General features: G+C 70.8%; 15 protein-coding genes. 9 read left to right on the top strand and 6 right to left on the bottom strand.

Annotation, left to right across the window (positions count from 1 at the left end; genetic code table 11):
• Positions 1–61 precede the first annotated feature (61 nt).
• Positions 62–463 carry a VOC family protein gene (locus tag VES41_RS16440; protein WP_324819147.1) on the top strand — a complete coding sequence of 134 codons (402 nt, stop codon included), beginning with the start codon at positions 62–64 and terminating at the stop codon, positions 461–463.
• Between the two features lie 7 nt (positions 464–470).
• On the opposite strand, the gene VES41_RS16435 is transcribed toward VES41_RS16440, so the two are convergent.
• Genes VES41_RS16435 through VES41_RS16425 form a run of 3 tightly spaced genes read right to left on the bottom strand, consistent with a single transcriptional unit; the run spans position 471 to position 2,865 of the window.
• Positions 471–1,406, bottom strand: coding sequence for a threonine/serine dehydratase (locus VES41_RS16435; protein WP_324819556.1), 936 nt, complete (start codon positions 1,404–1,406; stop codon positions 471–473).
• Between the two features lie 35 nt (positions 1,407–1,441).
• Positions 1,442–2,434 carry a 4-hydroxy-3-methylbut-2-enyl diphosphate reductase gene (gene ispH / locus VES41_RS16430; protein ID WP_324819144.1) on the bottom strand — a complete coding sequence of 331 codons (993 nt, stop codon included), beginning with the start codon at positions 2,432–2,434 and terminating at the stop codon, positions 1,442–1,444.
• Positions 2,431–2,865, bottom strand: a complete 435-nt coding sequence (locus VES41_RS16425) for an FKBP-type peptidyl-prolyl cis-trans isomerase (RefSeq protein ID WP_324819554.1) — start codon at positions 2,863–2,865, stop codon at positions 2,431–2,433. Before VES41_RS16425 ends, ispH begins: the two co-directional genes overlap by 4 nt.
• A 131-nt stretch (positions 2,866–2,996) precedes the next feature.
• Here VES41_RS16425 and radC point away from each other — a divergent pair, with 131 nt between their 5' ends.
• The 6 genes from radC to VES41_RS16395 all read left to right on the top strand — a co-directional run bounded on the left by radC (position 2,997) and on the right by VES41_RS16395 (position 17,991).
• Positions 2,997–3,677 (top strand): RadC family protein, encoded by a 681-nt coding sequence (gene radC, locus VES41_RS16420; RefSeq protein WP_324819142.1) that lies wholly within the window; start codon positions 2,997–2,999, stop codon positions 3,675–3,677.
• A 148-nt stretch (positions 3,678–3,825) separates the two neighbouring features.
• Positions 3,826–5,664, top strand: coding sequence for a ShlB/FhaC/HecB family hemolysin secretion/activation protein (locus tag VES41_RS16415; protein ID WP_324819139.1), 1,839 nt, complete (start codon positions 3,826–3,828; stop codon positions 5,662–5,664).
• Positions 5,665–5,704: 40 nt separating this feature from the next.
• Positions 5,705–14,644, top strand: coding sequence for a hemagglutinin repeat-containing protein (locus VES41_RS16410; protein ID WP_324819136.1), 8,940 nt, complete (start codon positions 5,705–5,707; stop codon positions 14,642–14,644).
• A 34-nt stretch (positions 14,645–14,678) separates the two neighbouring features.
• Positions 14,679–15,395 carry a response regulator transcription factor gene (locus VES41_RS16405; protein ID WP_324819133.1) on the top strand — a complete coding sequence of 239 codons (717 nt, stop codon included), beginning with the start codon at positions 14,679–14,681 and terminating at the stop codon, positions 15,393–15,395.
• Positions 15,305–17,239 carry a sensor histidine kinase gene (locus VES41_RS16400; protein WP_324819130.1) on the top strand — a complete coding sequence of 645 codons (1,935 nt, stop codon included), beginning with the start codon at positions 15,305–15,307 and terminating at the stop codon, positions 17,237–17,239. Before VES41_RS16405 ends, VES41_RS16400 begins: the two co-directional genes overlap by 91 nt.
• A 77-nt stretch (positions 17,240–17,316) precedes the next feature.
• Positions 17,317–17,991, top strand: a complete 675-nt coding sequence (locus tag VES41_RS16395; RefSeq protein WP_324819128.1) for a Smr/MutS family protein — start codon at positions 17,317–17,319, stop codon at positions 17,989–17,991.
• A 4-nt stretch (positions 17,992–17,995) separates the two neighbouring features.
• On the opposite strand, the gene VES41_RS16390 is transcribed toward VES41_RS16395, so the two are convergent.
• Both VES41_RS16390 and VES41_RS16385 read right to left on the bottom strand, forming a co-directional pair.
• Positions 17,996–19,222, bottom strand: coding sequence for an NAD(P)/FAD-dependent oxidoreductase (locus tag VES41_RS16390; protein WP_324819126.1), 1,227 nt, complete (start codon positions 19,220–19,222; stop codon positions 17,996–17,998).
• Positions 19,223–19,258: 36 nt separating this feature from the next.
• Positions 19,259–19,681 (bottom strand): group II truncated hemoglobin, encoded by a 423-nt coding sequence (locus tag VES41_RS16385; RefSeq protein WP_324819123.1) that lies wholly within the window; start codon positions 19,679–19,681, stop codon positions 19,259–19,261.
• Positions 19,682–19,833: 152 nt separating this feature from the next.
• Between VES41_RS16385 and VES41_RS16380 the strand changes: the two genes are divergently transcribed.
• Complete coding sequence (locus tag VES41_RS16380) at positions 19,834–20,355, top strand: hypothetical protein (RefSeq protein WP_324819120.1); 522 nt, start codon at positions 19,834–19,836, stop codon at positions 20,353–20,355.
• Positions 20,356–20,511: 156 nt separating this feature from the next.
• Entirely contained in the window at positions 20,512–21,420 is a 909-nt protein-coding gene (locus tag VES41_RS16375) for a phosphate/phosphite/phosphonate ABC transporter substrate-binding protein (protein ID WP_324819117.1), read from the top strand.
• A 40-nt stretch (positions 21,421–21,460) separates the two neighbouring features.
• On the opposite strand, the gene VES41_RS16370 is transcribed toward VES41_RS16375, so the two are convergent.
• Entirely contained in the window at positions 21,461–23,989 is a 2,529-nt protein-coding gene (locus VES41_RS16370) for an ABC transporter permease (protein ID WP_324819114.1), read from the bottom strand.
• Positions 23,990–24,035 lie beyond the last annotated feature (46 nt).

Below are 24,035 nucleotides of genomic sequence, written 5' to 3'. Positions count from 1 at the left end.
AGCATGCGCTGCTCATTCCGATCCGGATCTGGACGCAACGCAGCGCAAAGGAGCAACCGCCATGCAAGCGTATTTGAGTTTCAACGGCAACGCGGCCGAGGCACTGGCCTTCTACGCCCAGTGCCTGGATGGCAAGGTCATCTTCTCGATGACGTTCGGCGAAAGCCCCATGGCCGAGCAGACGCCCGACAGCCACAAGCAAAAGATCATGCACGCCACGATGGAGGCGCAGGGCCACCAGCTCATGGCGTCCGACCTGCCGCCCAACTTTCCCTTCGAGGGCTTCAAGGGGTTCTCGCTGTCGGTGCAGGCCCCGTCGGTCGACGAGGGCAGGAAGCTGTTCGACGCGCTAGGCGCCGGCGGCAAGGTGACGATGCCCTACGGCGAGACCTTCTGGGCCAAGGGCTTCGGCATGCTGGTCGACAAGTTCGGCGTGCCGTGGATGGTCAACGCCGAGCATTGAGCGGCCGTCACGCGTTGAGCGTTGCCGGATCGACGTTGGCGCCGCAGACGATCAGGCAGACCTGCTCGCCCTCGCGCGGCCGGTAGCGTCCGGTCTGCAGCGCCGCCAGCGGCAACGCGGCCGCCGGTTCCACCGCCAGCTTGAGCTCGCGCCACATCCACAGCTGCGCGGCGCGAATGGCCGCGTCCGACAGCAGCAGCGCGTCGCGCACGTGAGCCTGGGTCAGCGTCCACGCGAGGGTGCCGATGCGCCGTGCGCCCAGCGAATCGGCGGCCACGCCTGCCACTTCCACGTCCACCGGTTCGCCGGCGGCGCGGGCATTGAACAGCGTGGGCGCCAGTTCGGGCTCCAGCGCCACCACGCGGCTGCGGGCCTCGAACCAGGCGGCCAGCCCGCCCACCAGCCCGCCGCCGCCCACGCTGACCAGCACGCTGTCAGGCAGGCCGCCCTGGGCCTCGATCTCGCGGCCCAGCGTGCCGGCGCCAGCCACCACCTCGGGCTGGTCGTAGGCATGGGTCAGCAGGGCGCCGGTGTCGCGCTGGCGTGCCAGGCACGCGGCCAGCGCATCGGAATAGGCGGCGCCGGTCACGGTCACCTTGGCGCCGAGCGCCGCCAGGCGCGCGCGCTTGGCGGCGCTGGACACCTCGGGCAGGAACACCTCGCAAGGAACCCCGAGCGCCTGCGCGGCGCCCGCGGTGGCAATGCCGGCGTTGCCGCCGGAGGCGACGATCACGCCCTGCGCCGCGGCATCGGCGTGCGCCAGCAGCCGGTTCATCATCCCGCGCGCCTTGAAGCTTCCGCTGGCCTGAAGGTGTTCGAGCTTGAGCCATACCTGCACGCCCGGCTGCTCGACGCCCAGCGCCGCGCCGGGGAGCTTCCACAGCGGCGTCTGCCGCACGAAGCCGCGGCCGTCGGCGGCCAGCCGCGCGGCCGCCTGCTCGATCTGTTCGCGCCACGAAGCGGCCACGCCGGCCGCGCTCACGAGATGTGCCCGGGCACCGGCCCGCCCTGAATCTTGAGGCCCTTGGGCAGCGGGAACTTCACCGTCTCCTCGATGCCGTCGAGCTTGCGCACCGACACCGCGCCCAGCGCGCGGATGCGCTCGATCACCTGCGTCACCAGCACTTCCGGCGCGGACGCGCCGGCCGTCAGGCCCACGCGCGACTTGCCCTGGAACCATTGCGGCAGCACCTCGTCGGCCGAATCGACCATGTAGGCCTCGGTGCCCAGGCGTTGCGCCAACTCGCGCAGGCGGTTGCTGTTGGAACTGGTGGGGCTGCCCACGACGATCACCAGGTCGACCTGGGGGCTGAGCAGCTTGACCGCGTCCTGCCGGTTCTGCGTGGCATAGCAGATGTCCTGCTGCTTGGGCTCGCGCACCTTCGGAAATCGCGCGCGCACGGCGGCGGCGATCTCGGCGGCGTCGTCCACGCTCAGCGTGGTCTGGGTCACCACCGCCAGCCTGTCGGTCTGCGAGGGCTGGACCCGCGCCACGTCTTCCACGTCCTCCACCAGGTGGATGCCGTGGTCCAGCTGGCCCATGGTGCCTTCGACTTCCGGATGGCCCTTGTGGCCAATCATGATGAACTCGTAGCCCTCGCGCGCCAGCTTGGCCACCTCGACGTGCACCTTGCTCACCAGCGGGCAGGTGGCGTCGAACACCTCGAAGCCGCGCGCGCGCGCCTCGTCCTGCACCGCCTTGCTCACGCCGTGGGCCGAGAAGACCAGCGTGGCGCCGGGCGGCACGTCGGCCAGGTCCTCGATGAAGATGGCGCCCTTGGCCTTGAGCTCGTTGACCACGAAGGTGTTGTGCACGATCTCGTGGCGCACGTAGATGGGCGCGCCGAACTTCGCGATGGCGCGCTCGACGATCTCGATCGCCCGGTCCACGCCGGCGCAGAAGCCGCGCGGCTCGGCCAGCAGGATTTCCTCGACCCTCGTCGCCGAGGCGTTGTCGGCCGCCGCGCTCATAGCACCCCGATCAGCCGCACCTCGAAGGTGACCGGCTGCCCGGCCAGCGGGTGGTTGAAGTCGAAGCGCACGGCGCTGTCGCTCACCTCGATCACGGCGCCGGCATAGCTGCCCTGCCCGTCCGGCGTCGGGAAGCTCACCACGTCGCCGACGGCATAGCGCTCGTCCGGGTCGCCCACCTGCGCCAGCAGCGTGCGCGCCACCCATTGCTGCATGTCGGCGTTGCGCTCGCCGAATGCCTGGCCGGCCGCCAGTTCGAATGTCTCGTGGGTGCCTTCCGGCAGGCCCAGCAGGCATTCCTCCATGGCCGGCGACAGCTCGCCGTTGCCCAGCGACAGCGTGGCCGGCTTGCCGGCAAACGTGTTGATCACGTCGCCCGCCGGACCGGCCAGCCGGTAGTGAAGCGTGAGAAAGGCGCCGGGCTGGACCACCGCCGGCGCGGCGGCGTCGGGGCGGGTGGCGGGCGAGGAAGCGGAGGCTGGATTTGGCGCGGACAAGGTGGACGGTCCCCTTACACTGAACCGCGTATTTTAGGGAGGGGGTCCGCAGAGACCCGAAAGCAATGTCTTTCAAGGACGATTTGCCGGGCGAACTGCGCCCGCGCGAGAAGCTGCTGGCGCGCGGGCCCGCGGCGCTGGGCGACGCCGAACTCCTGGCGCTGCTGCTGCGCACGGGCATTGCCGGCAAGAACGTGCTCCAGCTTGCGCAGGAGCTGCTCGACCACTTCGGCGGGCTGTCCGGCCTGCTGCATGCCAGCCTGCCGGAGCTCGCCGCCATCAAGGGGCTGGGCGGCAGCGCCAAGCGGGCCGAGCTGGCAGCCGTGCTCGAGCTGTCGCGCCGGGCGCTGGCCGAGCGCCTGAAGGCCCGCAGCACCCTCGACTCGCCCGACGCCGTGCGCGACTACCTGCGCCTGAACATCGGCGCGCGGCCGCACGAGGTGTTCTGCGTGCTGTTCCTGGATGCCCAGCACCGGCTGATCGCCATGGAGGAGCTGTTTCGCGGCACCCTCACCCAGACCAGCGTCTACCCGCGCGAAGTCGTCACCCGCGCCTTGCAGCTGCACGCCGGCGCGGTGGTCCTGGCGCACAACCACCCGAGCGGCTGCGCCGAACCGTCGCGCGCCGACGAAAGCCTGACCCGCGCCTTGCAGGCCGCCCTGGCGCTGGTGGATGTGCGGGTGCTGGACCACCTGGTGGTCACGCGCGACCAGGTCCTGTCCATGGCCGAACGCGGGCTGCTGTAAGCTGCCGGGTTCACGCTCATTTACATTTGGACTCATTAGTTTCGGGTATTTGCATGTCGTAACTTTTATGTAAAAGTTCGGGCCCTTCAAGCGGTCTACGGCTGACTCGGCACATGGCGCCAGGGTGCCGACCGCAGCAGCCCCGGACATGCCCCAGCACCCAGTTTCCAAAGCGCGCGGATCGCGCACCCTCCAGCCCGGCGCGTCGCACCGCTCCCGGTCGACCGTCACCCCACCCCGTTCACGCATCCTGCCGGGTCCGTCGGCACTGCTGGCCGCGCTGGCCGGCCTGGCCATGGCCAGCCTGGCGGCCGGCGCGCATGCCCAGGCGGGGGCCGGCGCGGACGCCCTGCGCAGCCTCGAGCGGCAGAACACCATCATCGAGCGACAGCAGCAGGAACGCCTGCGCGACGACCAGCAGCGCGCCCTGCCGCAGCCGGCCGCCCCCGGCGGGGCCGACCTCAAGAGCATGCAGCCGCAGATCAAGGTGCCCGACACCGGCGCCTGCCGCGAGGTGCGCGAGATCCGCATCGAAGGCGCCAGCGACCTGCCCGCCGCGGTGCGGCACGACGTCGAACAGTCCAACGCCGGCCGTTGCCTGGCTGCCAAGGACCTGGAGGCGATCCTTGCGACCATCACGCGCAGCTACATCCAGCGCGGCTTCGTGACCACCCGCGCCTACCTGCCCGCGCAGGACCTGCGCTCGGGCGTGCTGCAGGTGGCGGTGGTCGAAGGCACGATCGAGCGCTTCGACCTGCGCAACACCGGCCGGGCGGCCAATGTCAACCTGGCCGGCGCGTTCCCGGCCGACGCCGGCGACCGGCTCGACCTGCGCGACCTCGAACAGGGCATCGACCAGATCAACAGCCTGCTGTCGAACTCGGCCACGCTCGACCTGCAGCCGGGCAGCCAGCCCGGGCAGAGCGTGGTGGTGGTGAACAACCAGGCCGCCCTTCCGCTGCACCTGTACCTCAACTGGGACAACCTGGGCACGCCAAGCACCGGGCGCGACGCGCTGTCGGCCACGGTCAGCGCCGACGGCCTGCTCGGCCTGAACGAGAACATCGCCTTCACGCGCCGCCAGTCGGTGCCCTACGACGGCGAGCACCATGCCGAGCTGTCGGCGCTGCACGTGTCCGTGCCATGGGGCTACAGCACGCTGAGCTACGACATCAGCGAGAGCACCTATACCAACGCGCTGCACCTGCCGAACGGCGCGCGGCTCGACTCCGAAGGCCGCACGCTCAGCCAGTCGCTGGCCCTCGACCGGGTGGTGTTCCGCGACCAGGCCAGCCGCGTGTCGCTCGGTGGGCGTCTGACCAACCAGGACAGCCGCAGCTTCCTGGGGGGCGAACTGCTCGGCGTGGCCAGCCGCAAGCTCAGCGCGCTGGACCTCGGCGCCACCGCGTTCACCCAACTCGGCGGCGGCATCCTCAACGGCCGCGTGGGCTACGTGCAGGGCATCGACAACTTCGGCGCGCTGGAAGATCCGCAAGGACTGCCGGACGACCTGCCGCATGCGCAGGGCCGCAAGATGGTCGCCGACCTCGGCTACAGCCGCCGGTTCGATGCCGGCCCGGTGCCGCTGACGTGGACCAGCCAGTTCAGCGGCCAGTACAGCAACGACGTGCTGTACGGGCTGCAGCAGATGCTGGTCGGCGGCCCGTCCTCGGTGCGCGGCTCGCTGGTCAACGCCCTGTCGGGCGACAGCGGCTACTACATCCGCAACGACCTGTCGCTGCCCTGGCAGCGCGCCTTCGGCGGACAGCCGTTCGGCGGGCGCTTCTACGTCGGGTACGACTTCGGCTCGGTCAGCAACAACGCCCCCGGCGTGCCCTCGGGCTCGATGTCCGGCGTGGCCGTTGGCGCGGCCGTGCAGTGGGGCACCGCCAGCGCCGAGGTGTTCGCCTCGCACGCGCTGAACCTGCCCGGCTTCCTCCCCTCCGAAGGCACGCTGTGGGGCGTGCGGCTCTCGTTCGCCCTGTAGGCGGCACGAACGGACACAAGAACAAAGCGAGCACATCACCATGAATCACGTCTATCGCATCGTCTGGCGCGCCGCGCTCGCCACCTGGGTGGCCGTGGCGGAAACCGCCCGTGGCAACGGCAAGGCTTCCAAGGCCACGAAGGACGCCACGCCGGCCCCTGCGGCTGCGGCCCGCCGCCGCCAGCGCGCGCCGCGCGCCCTGCCCCTGCTCGGCCTGCTGGTCGCCGCCGGCGCGCTGGCGCAGTCGGCGGTGGTCGCGCCGGGCGGGCAGACGAACGTGTACGTGGCGCCCAACGGCACCACCGTGGTGAACATCGCGGGCGCCAACGGCGCCGGGCTGTCGCACAACCGCTACCAGCAGTTCAACGTGGACCCGAAGGGGCTGGTGCTCAACAACACCTCGACCGCCCAGATCCAGTACCAGTCGCAACTGGCCGGCCAGGTCATGGCCAACTACAACACCACCACGCCGGCGAAGGTGATCCTCAACGAGGTCGTGGCGAACAACCGCAGCCTGCTGGCCGGCTACACCGAAGTCCTGGGCGGGCGTGCCGACGTGGTGCTGGCCAACCCCTACGGCATCACCTGCGGCGGCTGCGGCTTCATCAACACCGACCGCGTCACGCTCACCACCGGCATGCCGAACATTCGGCCCGACGGCTCGCTCGGCGGCTTCACGGTGAACCAGGGCGACATCCTCATCCAGGGGAACGGCCTGAACGGCACCGCGCAGCAGATCCTCGACCTGGTGACCCGCTCGGTGAAGATCGACGGCCAGGTCAACGCGCAGGACCTGGGCATCACCACCGGCACCAACAACTGGGACTACGCCAGCCGCGCCGTGACCGGCCCGGCCGCCGCCACCGGCGCGGCGCCCGTCTACGCCATCGACAGTTCCGCGCTCGGCGGCATGTACGCCAACCGCATCCGGCTGGTGGCGACCGAGGCCGGCGTCGGCGTGCGCATGCGCGGCGACGCGGCGGCCAATGGCGAGGACTTCAGCCTCAGCGCGGCCGGCCGCATCGAGCTCAACGGCAACAAGATCTCCGCGCAGCGCGACGTGCAGCTGGCCAGCACCGATCCCGCCGCTGCCGCCATCGCCTTGAACGACGCCGCGGTCACCGCCGCGCGCAATGCGTCTCTCCAGGCCGGCGCGGGCGGGCTGGCACTGAACAACGGCGCAGTGGTGGCCGGCGCCGACCTGCGCGCCAGCGCCACGCGCATCGACGCCGTCGGCACGTCGCGCCTACAGGCTGGCGGCGCGCTCGACGCCGCGGCGACCGCCGGCGACATGACCCTGTCCACGGCTGCCGTGCGTTCCGGCGCCGACCTGCACCTGTCGGCCAGCGGCGTCGTCAGCACGGCGGCCGGCGACGGCCAGGGCGTACAGAGCACCGGCGGCAACATCCGCATCGATGCCGGGGCCGGCCTCGACAACGCCGGCGTGGTCAGCGCCGACGCCGGATCGCTGACCGTGCGCGCGGACGGCAGCGTGAACAACACCGGCACGCTCAGCGCCGGGCAGGCGGTCGACGTCGCCGATGCGGCGGGCGGCGCAAGCCAGTCGGTGGCCAACAGCGGCACCATGATCGCCGGGGCCGACCTCGCGCTGCAGGGCGCCGCGATCGACAACGCCGGTTGGCTGCAGGCCGGCGGCAACGCCACCGTCGGCGCGGACAGCCTGGACAACGCCGGCCGCATCGTGGCCCTGGCCGGCAACGCCACGCTGCGCGTCGACCAGGCCTTGGTCAACACCGGCAAGGTGCAGGCCGGGCAGAACGTCTCGCTCTCGTCGCGCAGCGGCGGCGCCAGCGTGCGACTGGACAACCGGGGCGAGATGCGCGCCCTGGCCGCCATGACCCTGCACGCGAGCGACCTCGGCAACGCCGGCGCGCTGGTCTCCGGCAGCGCGAGCACGCTCAGCGCGACACAGCTGACCAACAACGGCGACGTCTACTCCGACGGCGTGCTGACGATCGACGCCGACTCGGTGGTCAACAACGCCAACCTGCTCAGCGGCGGCACCATGCGCGTGGACGCCGGCACGCTGGACAACAGCGCCACCGGCTGGATCCAGTCGGCCGGCGGCAGCACCGTGGCCACCACCGGCGCGGCAAACAACGCAGGCACGTGGCTGCTGTCGCAGAACGCCGGCGCGGCCGACAGCGTGCAGGTGGGCGCGCGGCTGGACAACAGCGGCGCGCTGCAATCGGCCGGCGACCTCCAGGTCTCGGCCGCGACGCTGGGCAACACCGGCGCGATCGCCGCGGCCGGCGCGCTCGGCGTCGCGACCGCGAGCACGCTGGAAAACGCCGGCAGCGGCGTGCTGCAGGCCGGCACCACGCTGACGGTGGACGCGGGCGGCGCCATCACCAACGCTTCCAAGGCGGTGATGACCGGCGCCACGCTGAAGGTGCGCGGCACCAAGGGCCTGGACAACGATGGCCTGCTCTACGCCAGCGCGGGCGACGCGCAACTGCGCGTGTCCGGCACGCTCGACAACAGCGGACGCATCCAGGCCAGCGGCAAGCTCGATCTGGCCGATGCCGACGGCGGCTTGAGCCAGAACGTCGCCAACAGCGGCTGGATCCAGGCCGATGGCGGCAGCAGCCTCAAGGCGGGCAGCCTCAACAACAGCGGCGTGTGGCTGCTGTCCACCCAGGCGACCAGCCCGGCCAGTTCGATCATCGTCGGCGGGCAACTGGTCAACGCCGGCGGCGCCGTGCTGCAGGCCCAGACCGATGCCACCATCGGCGCGGGCAGCATCGACAACCAAGCCAACGCGCTGATGCGCGCCGGCGGCGCACTGTCGGTCACGACCGCGGACGCTGCCGGCATCGCCAACGCCGGCACGCTCCAGGCCGGCACCACGCTCGGGCTGCACGGGTCTGGCGCGCTCACCAACGCCAGCGGCGCAACCGCGCTGGGCGACAGCCTGCAGGTGGCCATGGGGAGCATCGACAACAGCGGCACGCTCCAGGGCGGCTCCGGCGCCGCCTCTTCGGTGGCGGCCAGCGGCACGCTGGTCAACCAGGCCGGCGGGGTCATCACCCTGGCGACCAGCGCCGCGGGTGGCGGCTTCGTCGGCGGCGGAACGATCGACAACAAGGGCACCATGCAGTCGCTCGGCGACCTGGCGCTCAAGATCGGCAGCGGCGGCCTGACCAACAGCGGCGACGGCACCAGCAACGGCCGCATCGTGGCCGACGGCGACATCACGCTGCAGGCGGCGGGCACCAACACCTACACGGCCACGCTGGGCGGCACGGTGCAAAGCGGCGGCGCCCTCACGGTCGCGGGCAACGGCGCCACGCTCAACGTGGACGGCACCGTCACCGGCACCAACAAGGTGGACATCGACGTCGGCACGGTCAACGTGGGCACGCAGGGCACGCTGGCCGGCAAGGGCGACCTGGACCTCGACGCCGACAACCTGACGCTGGCCGTGAGCGGCAGCGGCCCAAGCGCCAAGACGGGCCGGATCCTGGTGGCGCTGGACAGCGCCGCGGGCAACACCGGCACCGGCAACATCACGGTGCGCAACAACTTCACCAACAACGGCCTGCTGTTCTCCGCACATGACCTGAACGTGCGCGCGCCGTCGATCACGGTGGGCCGCACGGGCGCCCTCTCCGCACGCAACAACCTGCTGGTGCATGCCAACGGCGGCAAGCTCGACCTGACGACCTCGTCCCCTGCGGCCGATGCGGGCAACCTGACGAACAACGGCCTGCTCTATGCGGGCAACCTGCTCACCGCCAAGGCCAACGGCACGCTCACCAATGGCGGCGCCGCGGCGCCGGACGCGCAGATCAACGGCGACGTCAACGTGCAGCTGGTGGCCAACACGCTGGTCAACAACACCGCGATCAATGCCGGACAGGACATCGGCATCGTCGCGGCCAACTTCCGCAACGAGATCGCCGGCGGAGACACGCGCACCTGGACGCGCAGCGCCAACTCCGAGACGCGCGAGATCGGCCACGAGGACGACGGCGGCGACGGCGGCAAGCTGGACGAGGCCTGGCTCTACGAATACACCTACGTGGAGAGCCAGAGCTACGCCACGCCCCTGCCCTCGCTGGTGCCGCAGATCACGGCCGGGCGCAACCTGAACGTCGCCTTCCACGACGGCAAGAACCTGGCTGCCACCATGTATGCGGGCAACCGCATCACGATGCAGGGCTTTTCGCAGGACACCACCCAGACGGACCCGAACGCGCATGCCGCGCTGGGCATCGTCGACGACTTGGGCCATGGCTTCAAGCTCGAGGGCGCAAGCTTCGTCAACGACAACCTGGCGCTGGAGACGCGCAATCACGTCGTTCAGTACGCCGAAGCCACCAAGTGGACGACCGTCAACCGCATCCAGACGGTGTACTCGCACCGGCTGTGCAGCGGCGAAGACAGCCCCGACCCGATCTGCGGCGCCTTCGGCGTCTACGGATACAACGACGTTCCCACGTCGAGCTGGAGCAATCCGGCCAACGCCGGCCTGTACGCCGCTTCGCTGTACGGCAGCGGCTTCGCGCTGACCAATTCCGGCGCCACCGGCAGCAGCAGCCAGGCGGTCGGCACCAGCGCAACCAACCTGAGCAGCAAGCTCACCGGCAGCCGGCCGACCGACACGCCGATCGGCAAGTCGCGCGACCAGGGCGACGCCATCGCAGTCGCCGCGGTCACCGACCGCGAGCGCGGCACCGACCTGACCCTCGCGGCAGACCCCGCCTACACGCCGGGCCGCGCGCTGGACGGCAAGTCCTACCTGAACGACAACGCGGCCAACGGCGTCAGCGGCACGTCCTTCGGCGGCATCGACATCACGCTGCCGGGCAACCCGAACGGGTACTTCGTGCAGTCGCTCGACCCGAACGCGAAATACCTCGTCGAGACCAACCCGCTGTACCTGTCCGGCGGCGCGACGGTCGGCTCGGACTACCTCAGCCGCCTGCTGGGCTACAGCCCGGACCAGATCGGCCTGCGCCTGGGCGACGCGAGCTACGAGGCCTGGCTGGTCAAGCAGCAGCTGATCAAGCAGACCGGAACCGCGGTGCTCGCCGGCTATGCAGGCGCCGACGCGCAGATGAAGGACATGATGGAGCATGCCGCCAGCCAGAGCAATTCGCTCGGCCTGGTGTACGGCAAGGCGCTGTCGCCGGCGCAGCAGGCCTCGCTCAAGGAAGACATCGTCTGGATGGTGCAGACGCAGATCGAAGGCAAGACGGTGCTGACGCCGGTGGTGTACCTGGCGCAGAGCACCAAGGAAAAGATCGCCACCGGCGCCGTCATTTCCGCGCAGGACGCCAACCTGAGCCTGAGCTCGCTGACCAACACCGGCGGCACGATCATCGGCAGTAACACGCTGGTCGTGGCGTCGACCGGCGACATCAGCAACCTGTCGGGCCTGATGAAGGGCGGCAACGTCAGCCTCAGCTCCAGCGAAGGCAGCATCGTCAACCAGACGCTGACGCAAGGCGGCGGCGGGCAGAGCTTCTACAGCACGCAATTGGGCAAGACCGCCGGCATCGAATCGACCGGCAGCCTGAGCCTGGACGCGAAGAAGGACATCACCAACCTCGGCGCGAACATGACGGCCGGCGGCGACGCTTCGCTCAAGGCTGGCAACAACATCACCTTCGACACCATCGAGAAGAAGGACACCAGCACCACCCACGGCACCGTGGACCACGGCTACACCAGCAGCACGACCAGCACCACCACGCAGGTGAAGTCGGGCCTGACGGTGGGCGGCAACCTGGACGCGAAGGCCGGCAACGACATCACGCTCGCCGGCACCGATGCCAAGGTGGCCGGCAACGCCGCGCTCGACGCCGGCAACAACGTCAACATCGTGGCGCGCGAGAACACGAGCGATACGCACGGCGTGACCAAGACGGCCGGCTTCGGCCAGAACAACTCGCTCTACAGCACCACCACCACGACCACCGATTCCACCTCGGTACGCAACGTCGGCAGCAGCCTCGAAGTGGGCGGCAACGCCGCCATCAAGGCGGGCAACGACATCACGTTCCAGGGTTCCACGGCGGACGTCAAGGGCAGCGGCGACCTGCAGGCGGGCAACAACATCAACGTGCTGGCCGGGCGCAACTACGACGAGACCAACACGGTCACGAAGACCAGCAGCGTCATGCAGGTCGGCGCCAGCAGCAGCAAGTCCACGGCCAGCGATGCTTCGGCCGCAGCCGCCAGCGGCCGCGGCGTGGCCTCGGCCTCGGCCGGCGCGTCCGCCTCGGCGGGCGGCCAGGGCTCGGCCGGCCTGGCCTTCAGCTCGACCAGCACGACCACGTCCAACAGCACCGACCTGACCCATGTCGGATCCACGCTCAGCTTCGGCAAGGACGTGAACGTCAAGGCCGGGCAGGACGTCAACCTGCAGGGCTCGACCATCAACGCCGGCGGCAACGCCACGGTGGACGCCAAGAACGTCAACCTGCTTGCGGCCGAGGACGTGCACACCACCAGCACGACGACCACCACCACGCGCGTGGGCCTGATGGCCAGCACCGACAACAACGTGGGTGCACAAGCCGGCGCCAGCGCCTCGGCCCAGGGCGGCAAGGGCACGCCCGGCGCCAGCGCGCAGGCCAGCGCCGGCGCCACCGCCACCTCCGAGAACAGGGTCGACCTGTTCCAGCGCGAGGAAAGCAGCAGCTCGACCCTGGACACGAAGAACCAGGGCTCGGCCATCAACGCCGGCGGCAACCTGAACGTGACGGCCACCGACACCCTGACGCTGCAAGGCTCCGGCATGAGCTCGGGCGGCAACATGGACCTGAACGCCAAGGACATGAAGTTCCTGGCAGCCGAGGACCGACACGAGACGACCAGCAGCAGCAGCGTCACCACTGCCGGCCTCTACGCCGACGCCAACGCGAAGGGCTCCGCCCAGGCGAACGCGGACGTCGGCCTGGGCGCCCAGGCGGGCGCCAGCGCCGGCGGATCGGCTGGCGTGGAAGTCGGGCTGTACGGCTCCAACACCACCAGCCATTCGGTCGAAGGCTCGACCACGGCGGTGACCTCGTCGCTCAAGTCGGGCGGCGACATCACCCGCACGGCGACGAACAACATCACCGACGTCGGCACCCAGATCGAAGGCGGCGGCAGCCTGACGCAATCGGCCCAGACCATCGACAGCTACGCGGCGCGCAACACCACCTACGGCTCGTCCGACAGCACCACGCACACGGCCCGGATCGGCGCCTATGCGGAGGCCGGCGCCGAGTTCAGCGCGCAGGCCCAGGTCGGCCCGAACGCCAACAAGCCGAAGAAGGAAAGCGGCGCCGGCGCCGGCATCCGTGCCAGCTACGAGTACGACAACAGCACCAGTTCGTCGTCCTCCAGCGAAGCCGTGACCTCCAGCATCCGCATGGGCGGCAACGTGTCGTCGACCTCAACCGGCAAGACCACGATGGAAGGCACGCAGATCCAGGCCGGCGGCGACGTCAACCTGGCCGCCGGCTCGCTCGACTACCAGGCCGCGAAGAACACCTACGCCTCCTCCTCGTCCGACAAGAGCGCCAACGCCTCGGTCGGTGTGGACATCGTGAAGAAGGAAGTGGCCGTCGGCGTGGGCTACGAAGGCAACAAGAGCAGCGAAAGCGGCAGCACGGCGGTGGTCGGCGGCATCAGCGCCGGCGGCAACCTGAACGTGACGACCAGCGGCGATGCGCGCTTCGAGGGCACGCAGCTGGCGGCCGGCAAGGCGGCCACGGTCGACGCAGGCGGCAACGTCAGCTTCGACGCGGCCAAGAACACCGCCACCGCGCACAGCGAGGGCCTCGCCGTCGACGTTTCCGCCAGCGGCGGCAAGAGCGGCGGCGCCGCCAGTGCCGGCGTGGGGGTCAGCAAGTCCAACTACAGCCTCGACCAGGACGTGGCCGGCAGCATCACCAGCGGCAGCGGCGCGCTGACCATCAAGAGCGGCGGCGACGCCAGCTTCACCGGCACGCAGATCGCCAGCACCAGCGGCGACGTGACCGTGGCCGCGGGCGGCAACATCGACATGAAGGCGGCGCGCACGGTCGAGCACAGCGACTCGCTCGGCGTCGACGTCTCGGCCAGCGGCTCGGCCGGCAAGGCGACCAAGGGCGGCACGAAGAACGCCACCACCGGCAAGAAGAGCGGCGGCACCGACGTCGACCAGCGCGCGGGCGCCGCGTCGTTCGGCGTGGCGACCAGCAAGTCGGACAGCGACACGGCGAGTGCCGGCTCGATCACGAGCGGGGGCGGCTCGATCTCGCTGAGCTCCGGCGGCAACACGAAGCTCGAGGGCACGCAGGTGAGCGCAGCGACCGGCATCGGCGTGAGCACGGGCGGCACCTTCGAGACGAAGGACGCCGTGAGCACGCACAGCTCGTCCACGGTCGGCGTCGCGGCATCGGCGTCCGGCTCCAGCCAGACACCGACCAAAAAGGCCGGCACTGGAACGGGGACCGGTACGGGCGCAGGCACCGGCACCGGCACCGGCACCGGCACCGGCACGGGCACGGGCACTGGCACTGGCACTGGCACTGGCACAGGCACTGGCACTGGCACTGGCACTGGCACTGGCACAGGCACAGGCACCGGCGCGAAACCGCGCAACCCACTGGACCAGAAGGGCGGCAGCGGCGTGGCGAGCGTCTACGTCGACAACCAGAGCGGCAGCAGCAACCAGGCGACCACGCTCGACGGCGGCAGCGGCGCCGTGGTGGTCCAGCAGGGCGTCAAGCCTGCAGGCGCGCCGGCGAAGGTCAGTGCCACGGTGCCGCTGGTGGCGGACGCGCCCAAGGGCAGCAAGCCGGTCGCCACGATGGCCGACGGCAAGCCGTTGCCCGCGTGGCTCAAGTTCGACGCGGCCACGGGCAAGCTGCAAGGCACTCCGCCGGCGGACTTCAAGGGCGAGGTCAAGGTGCAGGTCAAGGTCCCGCAGGCCGACGGCACCGTCAAGGCCGTGCCGGTGGTGTTCGGCGCGAAGTAGAAGCGCGAACGCCGCCCCGACGATACTGCGCAGCATGGACGCCATTGCCAGCCCCCCGCGCAGCATCCTCGTCATCGACGACGAGCCGGTGGTGCGGCAGCGCCTGCGCCGGGTGCTCGCCCAGGTCGCGCCCGAGGCCGTCTGCGCCGAAGCCGACGACCTGCGGCAGGCGCATGCGCAGTTGCGCGGCGCAACCTTCGACTGGGTGCTGCTCGACGTCGGCCTGCCCGACGGCAGCGGCCTCGCGCTGCTGGACTGGCTGCGCGAACACGCCCCCGATTGCGACGCGGTGGTCGTGTCCAGCCTCGGTGACGACGCCACCGTGCTGCAGGCGATCCAGGGCGGCGCCGTCGGCTATCTGCTCAAGAACGGCAGCGACGTCGAACTGACGCTGTCGCTGGCCAGCCTCGGGCGCGGCGGCGCGCCGATCGACCCGGTGGTCGCCCGGCGCATCCTGCGGCTCATGGCGGCGCCTGCCGCCCACCCCGAAACAGTCGAGCAAACGTTACGTGATGTTGCTAGTATCGATGTTCGATCGCCACCACCTGCGCAGCGCCCGACCCTCAGCGATCGGGAACTGGAAGTCCTGCGCCTGGTGGCTCAGGGACTGACCAACCGGGAGATCGCCCATGAGCTGGCGCTTTCGGTACACACCATCGAATGCCACGCGAAGAACATCTACCGCAAACTGGCGGCGCGCACGCGCGCCGGGGCGGTCTACAACGCGCGCGAGCGTGGCTTGCTGAACTGACCGCGGCCACCGGCGGCCACCTGTTCGCGCTGCTCCTTGCCCTGGTCTGCGCACTGCCCGGCGGCGCGGCCGCCGCACCCGCGTTCGACGCCGTCGAGGCGGTGGCCGCACCGTCGTGGACGGCCGACGAGCCGCCCGCCAGCGGCTGGACAGCAGTGCAGTTGCCCGACGTGTGGACGCACCGCTGGCCGCGCTTCGACGGTGTCACCTGGTACCGCCTGCGCTGGCACGAGGACGGCCCGATCGTGCCGCGCGGCCTGTACCTGCGCGACCTGTCTCTGGCCGGCGTCATCTCCCTCAATGGCGTCGAGCTCGCGCGCGATGCGCACTTGCAGGAGCCGCTGTCGCGGTCGTGGAACCTGCCGCGCTACTTCCGGCTCGACGAGCCCTTGCTGCGGCCCGGGCAGAACGAACTGCTGGTGCGCGTGTCGGGCCTGGCGAACTTCCAGCCCGGCCTGGGCGCGATCTCGCTCGGCCCGCCGGACCAGCTGCGCGCGCAGTACGCACGCGACAACCTGGTGCGGCGCTCGCTGCAATGGGTCGGCATCGGCATCACCGCGATGATGGCCGTGCTTTACGGCATGCTGTGGCTGCTGCGGCGCAGCGAAGTGTCTTACGGCTGGTTCTGCCTGTTCTGCCTGCTGTGGCTGCCCTTCTCGTCCAACTACGTCGCGCTGTCGGCGTGGCCGTTCGACAGCACCGACATCTACCAGCGCGTCAACCACATGCTGATGCTCGCCAGCCTCGGCGCCTTCTTCATGTTCGCGCTGCATTTCTGCGAGCGCAACGCCGAGTGGCTACGCCTGCTGGCCGGCGCGCCGCTGGCGGCGTTCGTGCTGGCGCTGGCCATCGCGCCGGACGATGCGCTGGTGAACGTTCGCAACGCGACCGTGCTGCTGGGCGTGGCGGTCTACCTGGCGGCCTGCGTATTGATCGTCCACGACGCCTTCACCCGCCGCCGCGCGGAGGCGCTCGTGCTCGCTGTGGCGCTGGCGCTGACGGTCGCCGCCGCCATTCACGACGTTCTGGTCTTCCTGCAATGGCTGCCGGGCAACAACTACTATGCCGCGCTGTCGTCGGCGGCCACGGTGATCGGCATCTCGTTCGCGCTGACCTGGCGCCTCGTGCGGGGCCTGCAGCTGGTGGAGAACTTCAACCAGGAACTGCGCCAGCGCGTGAACGAAGCGAGCGAACGCCTGGCCCAGACGCTGCGCCACCAGCACGACGCCGAGCTGGTCCAGACCCGCCTGACCGAGCGGCTGAACCTGGTGCGCGACCTGCACGACGGGCTGGGCATGACCCTGAACAGCCACATCAGCGCGCTCCAGGCGCACCGCGGCCAGCAGAGCCCCGACGCACTGTGGGCGCTGCGCGAAGTCAGCGACGACCTGCGCCTGATCATCGAGAGCTCGGCATTCGACGACACCGATGAACTGGCCGAGCGCATCGTGCCGCTGCGCCACCGCTGCACGCGGGTTCTCGAGGCGGCCGGCATCGAGTGCCACTGGCAGTTCGAGCGCCTCGCCGGCTGCCGCATGGGCGCGCGGCGCGGCCTGGACTTCCTGCGCGTGCTGCAGGAGGCGCTGACCAACGTGCTCAAGCACAGCGGCGCCACGCAGGTCGACGTGCGCATCGCGCACTCGGGCAGTGACCTGCGCCTGTCGGTGCATGACAACGGGCGCGGCCTCGACACCGACGAAGCCGCGCGCGGCACCGGCGCCGGCATGGGGCTGGCGAGCATACGCGCGCGCGCCGCGCGCCTGGGCGGCTGGGTGGAGATACGCTCGCGCGCCGGCAGCACGGTGCTGGAACTGTGCTGCCCGGCCACGGTCGAATCGGCCTGATACCCTTGCGCTTCGAGGCACGGCCCGCCTGCGCGCAACGCACCGGCGGGCCGCCTCGTCACACGAACGCCGCCGCCATGTCCTCAGCCCCCCGTCGCCCGTCCAAGACACCCGCCCTCAAGAGCCTGGGCGACCTCAAGCAGGTCGCGCGCGAACTGGCCGAGCAGCGCGAGCGCGAGGCCGCCGAGCGGGCGGCAGCGGCCGCGCGCGAGCGGCAGCGCCAGTCCGAGAAGAACCTGTTCGCGCGCGCCATCGGCGACACGCGGCCGCTGCGCAAATCGCAGCTGTCGGTGCCGCTCGCGCCCGAACCGCCGGCACCGATCGCGGTCCAGCACCAGAGGGACGAGCAGCGCGTGCTGCACGAATCGCTGTCGGATGAATTCGACGTCGGCACCCTGCTCGATGCCGACGATGCGATGAGCTTCCGGCGCCCCGGCATCGGGACCGACGTCACGCGCAAGCTGCGCGCCGGCGACTGGACCATCCAGCGCGAGCTGGACCTGCACGGCCTGCGCACCGAGGAGGCGCGCGAGGCATTGAGCCTCTTCATCCGCACCGCGCACAAGCAGGGCCTGCGCTGCGTGCGCGTCGTGCACGGCAAGGGCCTGGGATCGCCGGGCCGGCAGCCCGTGCTCAAGACCAAGGCGCAGCGCTGGCTGATCCAGAAGAACGAGGTACTGGCCTTCGTGCAGGCCAAGCCGGCCGAGGGCGGCGCGGGCGCCCTCGTGGTGCTGCTCGCGCCCGGCCGCTAGCGGCTCAGGCCAGCAGGCTCTTGAGCGGCACCGCCGGGTCCGCCGCCACCTCGGGCGGCGGGTTGCGGCCGGCCTCGAGCAGCTTGCGGCTCATCATGTGGTCGACCGGCGCGTTGACAGATTCGACGCAGACCAGTTGCCCGTCCACGTAGTGCAGCAGCGAGAAGGCGCTGTCGTTCGGCCCGGGGCGGCGCACCGTCGTCAGGCCGGGCGTGCCTTCGGGCGGCATGAGGCCGGCCATCTGCAGGCGCAGGCCGCCCTGGTCGGACCAGAACCACGGCAGCGCGTCATGGTCGCGCGCCGCGCCGGTCAGCGTGGCGGTGGCGGTGCGGGCCTGGTCGTTGGCGTTCTGCACCGACTCCAGCCGCAGCGCGCGCCCGGCGCGCCGGTCGGGAAAACGGGTGCAGTCGCCGATGGCCAGCACCGCCGGATCGCTCGTGCGCATGCGTGCATCGACCACGATGCCGTCGGCGCATTCCAGGCCGGCCGCCTGCGCCAGCGCGGTCTCCGGCGTTCCGCCGATGCCCAGCAGCAGCAGGTCGACGCCGCGCCGCTCGCCGTTGACTTCGAGCGACGCCAGGCGGGCGCCTTCGACCTGGAAGCCGCCGCTGCGCGCATCGAGCACGATCTCCATGCCGGCATCGCGGTGCGTGCGCAGCACGTGCGCCGACAACTGCGGCGACACGGCGCGCCCCAGCAGGCGCGGCGCGCTCTCGATCACCAGCACCTTCTTGCCCAGCGCCAGCGCGGTGCAGGCGACCTCGAGGCCGATGAAACCGCCGCCGAGCACGGTGACCTGCTGCGCCTGCGCCAGGCGTGCGCGCAGTTGCTGCGCCTCGCCGGCAGCGCGCAGCGTCACGACGTTGTCCAGCGGCGCATCGCCCAGTCCCGGCAGGCGCCGTGCGCGGCTGCCGGTGGCCAGCACCAGTTCGGCCCACGGCAGGACCTGGCCCGAGCGCAGCGTGACGGTGCGCGCCGCGCGGTCGATGGCCACGGCCGGATCGCCGAGGTGCATGTGGATGCCGGCCTCCTCGTACCACTTCGGCGGGCGATGCGGCTGCAGCGCCTGGTCGTCCGCCTTGAGGAAGGTCTTGGACAACGGCGGGCGGTGATAAGGCTCGCACGCCTCCTCGCACACCAGGTGAACGCGGGCGGCCTGGCCCGCTTCGGCAAGGCTGGCGCACAGCTGGGCGGCGGCGTGGCCGCCACCGATGATGACGATCGAATCCATGACGGTCTTGTCTCTTTCGTGGAGGTTTGAATCGGGTCAGGCGCCGGCGCGGTTGCGCATCCAGTCCGCCGTCTGGAAGAAGCTCTTGCGAAGGCGCGCGCGCAGGTCATCGGGCACGCCGGTCTCGGCCATGGCCTGGTCCATGCACGCCAGCCATTCGTCGCGTTCGCGGATGCCGATGGTGTGGCCGCCGATGCTCTGCGGCAGATGGCGCGCCCGGAGCATGGGATGGCCGAAGCGGTCGGTGTAGTAGGCCGGCCCGCCGAGCCAGCCGCACAGGAACCAGAACAGGCGCTGGCGCGCGTTGTCCAGCGAGCTGCCGTGCACCGCGCGCAGTTGCGCGTACGCCGGCTCCAGTTCCATCAGGTCATAGAAGCGCTCGACCAGCGCCTTGACCTTTTCCTCGCCCCCGATCCACTCGAAAGGGGTGGCGAAGGCCGGTTTTTCCTCGATCTGCATGCCCCGAGTATCGCCCGGCGCCCTTTTCCCACGGCGGATCCCGGCGTTTCGTGCATTAGTGCGCAGCTCGACCGACCCGGGCCGCGACGCACCGGTGCGAATGACGCACGCGCTTGTAACAATCGCAGTAACACTTTTGCCTGAGAGTCTTCATGTCCCGACATCTGATTGGCCGACTCGTCCGTTTCCTGAATCAGCCGCTGTTCGTGTCGAAGTCGCGTGCCCTTGCGCGCCCGCTGGGCGAAGGCCTGCCCGCCAGGGGCGCGCCGGGCGGAAGGTCCGTGCAGACGCCGGAATTCGGCGCGCTTGCTGCCGCCGTCGCGGCGCAGCGCACGGCCCCGATGCCGATGGACAGCGCCCCGGTGCCGATCAGCGTGGCGCAGGCGCCCGCCGCGCCGCCGGCGTCGACGCAGGCCATGCGCACGCTCGAAGAAGTCCGCACGGACCTGGCGCGCCTGCGCGAACAGACCACGCGCCGTCGCGAGGCCGCGCGCCTGGCGCACCTGGCGCATGTGCAGGCCATCCGCGAAGCGGCGGCGTTCGCCCCGACCGGTCTGCAGGGCCTGGGCGATGCGGCGTCGCCGGCGGCAGGTGCGATCGAGCCGCCTCGGCGGCGCCCCTCCGTGTCCGGCTTCATGCCCACCGATTTCATGGGCTTCCCGACGCGGACCTGAATCCGTGTCAAAGGTCCGCCCCAAGGTCGAAATGAATTCTTTCGACTGACTCGTTGACGTAGAAACATTCTTTTACACTGATCCGGGCGACCCCATTCGGCGTCGCCCTTTTTTCAGACGGATCCGTGGCAGCGTGCGGACCGCAGGAGACAAGAAATGGTGCGCATCAGCGGCCCGACCGGGCCTTCGCTTCCCGGGTTTTCCGATCCAGGCGCGTGCGTCGACGACGCCATGCCGCGACTGCGGTGGGCCGCGCGCCGCAGCGCGCTGGCCGCTGGCGCCGCCTTGTGGCTGGCATTCGCCGCACCGGCACACGCGCTGGTGATCGGCGTCACCGAAGGCGTCACCTACCGCGCCACCGACAACCAGATCGAGGACCGGTTCGTGCCGATCGCCGATGCGCTGTCCAAGGCGCTGCGCCAGCCGGTGTCGATCAAGGTGCTGAGCTCGTACAAGAGCGCACGCGAGGCGCTGCGCCAGCAGTCGGTGGACGTGGCCTTCCTGCACCCGGCGCACCTGGCTTTCGAGGCGACGCGCAGCGGCGGCTACAAGGCAGTGGCCTGGACGGCCGGCTACACCGCATACAAGGTGTCGCTGCTGTGCAAGGACGCGCAACCCATTACCGACTGGAAGTCCATCGCCGGCAAGAGCCTGGTGACGCCGGACCCGGACTCGATCACCGCCGTCGTCACCCGCGCGATGCTGCGCGAGAAAGGGTTGGCCGAGGGCGATCTGAAGATGGCCACCACGCGCTACCAGGACGCGGTGCCTTTCTACGTGCAGAACGGCTTCGCCGCCTACGGCGCGACCGCTTCGGCCGGCGTCGTCAAGGCGTGGCAGGCCGAGGGCGGCAAGACCTGTGCCGAATCCCGCCCGGTGCCGATCAAGCAATGGCTGGCGTCCAGCAAGCTCGACGCCGCCACCACCGCGCAAGTGCGCGACACGCTGCTGGAGCTGTCCGGCAACGACGCCGGCAAGCGCGCGCTGGCCGCCTCCGGCTACAGCGGCTTCGTCGCGCCGTCTGCCGAGACCGAGCGCACGCTGACCAGCTGGCTGGGCTACTGACCGGCCGCGATCCCGCAGCGGCGCCGACTGCCCGGGCCGCCTATTCGGCGGCCTGGCGCAGGGTCGCCACCACCGGGCGTCGCAGCACTTCGCGCAAGCCCCACCAGCCGGCGCCCAGCGCCAGCGCGGCGCCGGCCAGCGCGCCACCGAGCGGCACCCACAGCGACGTGCTCCAGCTGAACTCGAACACGAAGCGCGCCAGCGCCCAGCCGATGGCCGAGGCCACCACGCTGGCCAGCAATCCGGCCAGCAGGCCCACGCCCGCCAGCTCGGCCCGCTGCACCTGCCGCAGCAGCCTGGCCTGCGCACCCACGGCGCGCATGATGGCGAACTCGCGCGCGCGCTCCTCGCGCGTGGCGCTCACGGCGGCGAACAGCACCACCAGCCCGGCCGCCAGCGTGAATCCGAACAGGAACTCCACGGCGCGGATCACCTGGTCGAGCACGCGCTGCACCTGGCCGATGGTCGCGCTCATGTCTACGTTCGTGATGTTCGGGAAGGTGCGCACCAGCATGTTGTCGAAGCCCGGCGTTTCGGGCGCGCGGTAGGCTCCCATGTAGGTCACCGGCACGTCGGCCATGTCGGCCACCGTGTACATCACGAAGAAGTTGGCGTGCAGCGAACCCCAGTCGACCTTGCGCAGCGAGGTGACGCGCGCCTCGCTGCCGACGCCGCCGATGTCGAAGCGCAGCCGGTCGCCCAGCTTCAGGCCGAGCGTCTCGGCCAGGCCTTCTTCCACGCTCACCTCGCCGGCGGCGCCGGGCGTCCAGCGGCCGGCGACCACGGTGTTGTGCGGCGGCGCTTCCAGGCTGTTGCTCAGGTTGAACTCGCGGTCGACCAGGCGCTTGGCGCGGTCGTCGGCGTAGTCGTCGGGCGAGACCGGCCGGTCGTTCACGGCCACCAGCCGGCCGCGGAACATCGGGTACCAGTCGTAGTTGCGCACGCCGGCGCTCTGCAGCGACTGGCGGAAGGCCTCGCCCTGATCCGGCATGACGTTGATGACGAAGCGGTTGGGCGCATCCGGCGGCGTGGCCTGGCGCCAGCTCGCCACCAGGTCGGTGCGCAGCAGCACGAGCAGGATCAGCGCCAGCAGGCCCACCGCCAGCGCGCTGACCTGAACCACGGCATAGACCGGCCTGGCCGAGATCTGCCGCGTTGCCAGCACCAGCCAGCGCGGCGCAGTGTTCTCGCGCACGCTCGCGCGCAGCAGCCGCACCGCCACCCAGCTGAGCAGCGCAAACACCGCCACCGCCGCCAGGAAGCCGCCGACCGCGATCAGCCCGAGCGTGACGTCGCTGCTGGCGGCCAGCAGCAGCGCCGCGAAGCCGGCCACGCCGATGCCCAGCACCGCGATCGAGGCCGGCTTGAGGCCGCCGACATCGCGCCGGATCACCCGCAGCGGCGGCACCTGGGCCAGCTGAAGCACCGGCGGCAGCCCGAAGGCGCCAAGCAGCGTCAACCCCATGCCCATGCCGAACACCACCGGCCAGACGGTGGGCGGCGGCAGGCTGCTTTCCACCAGGCCGGCCAGCAGCAGCACGAACACGTGGTGCACCGCAAAGCCCAGCAGGACGCCGGCGCCGCTGGCCGCCAGCCCGATCAGCGCGAACTCGACCGCATAGGCGCCGGCGATGGTCCGCTGCGGCAGCCCGAGCACGCGCAGCATGGCGCAATCGTCCAGGTGCCGGGCCGCGAAGCCGCGCGCCGCCAGTGCCACCGCCACGGCCGACAGCAGCGCCGCCAGCAGGGCCACGAGATTGAGGAATTTTTCGGCGCGGTCGAGCGTCTGGCGCATCTCGGGCCGTCCGCTCTCGAGCGACTCCAGGCGCGCGCCGCGCAGGTCACCCTTCTTGATCTGCGCGTCGGCCCAATCGGTGAAGCCGCGCACCGCCCGGGCGTCGCCGGCCACGGCGAAGCGGTAGCGCACGCGGCTGGCCGGCTGGACCAGGCCGGTGGCCGGCACGTCCGCGTCGTTGATCATCACGCGCGGCGCGAAGCTCATGAAGCCGGCACCGCGGTCGGGCTCGATCAGGATGACCCGGCCGATGCGCAACCGGCTGTCGCCCAGCAGGATGGCGTCGCCGGGCTTGAGCGATAGCGACTCCAGCAGCCCCGCGTCCACCCAGGCCTCGCCCCGGGCCGGCCCCGCCTGGGTGGCCTGCCCGGGCAGGCCGGGCGCAGCCGCAGTCTGCAGCACGCCGCGCAGCGGATACCCCGCCTGCACCGCCTTGAGCGCCACCAGGCGCGCAGCGCCGCCCTGCGCATCGCTGGCGCGGGCCATCGTCGGAAAGTTGTAGTTGGTGGTGGACCGCAGGCCCAGCGCGCGCGCACGTTCGACGAACGCGGCCGGCGTCGGGTTGTCGGTGGCCAGCACCGCGTCGCCGCCAAGCAGCTGGCTCGCGTCGCGCTCCAGGCCGCCCTGCAGGCGATCGGCGAAGAAGCCCACCGCGGTCAGCGCAGCCACCGCCAGCAGCACCGCCACCATCAACAGGCGAAGTTCGCCGGCGCGCAGATCGCGCCACAGGGTTCGCCAGCCCAGGTGCCAGGCCGACGTGGTTTCGGATTTCATGCGCGGAACATAGCCCAAAGCGGATCGCGCCCGGGCAATCCCTGTC

This window comes from Variovorax sp., from assembly GCF_035634955.1.
In the GTDB taxonomy this organism is placed as follows: Bacteria; Pseudomonadota; Gammaproteobacteria; order Burkholderiales; family Burkholderiaceae_C; genus Variovorax.
The sequence above is the reverse complement of the archived record's forward strand: the minus strand, read 5'-3'. Positions and strand labels throughout refer to the sequence as shown.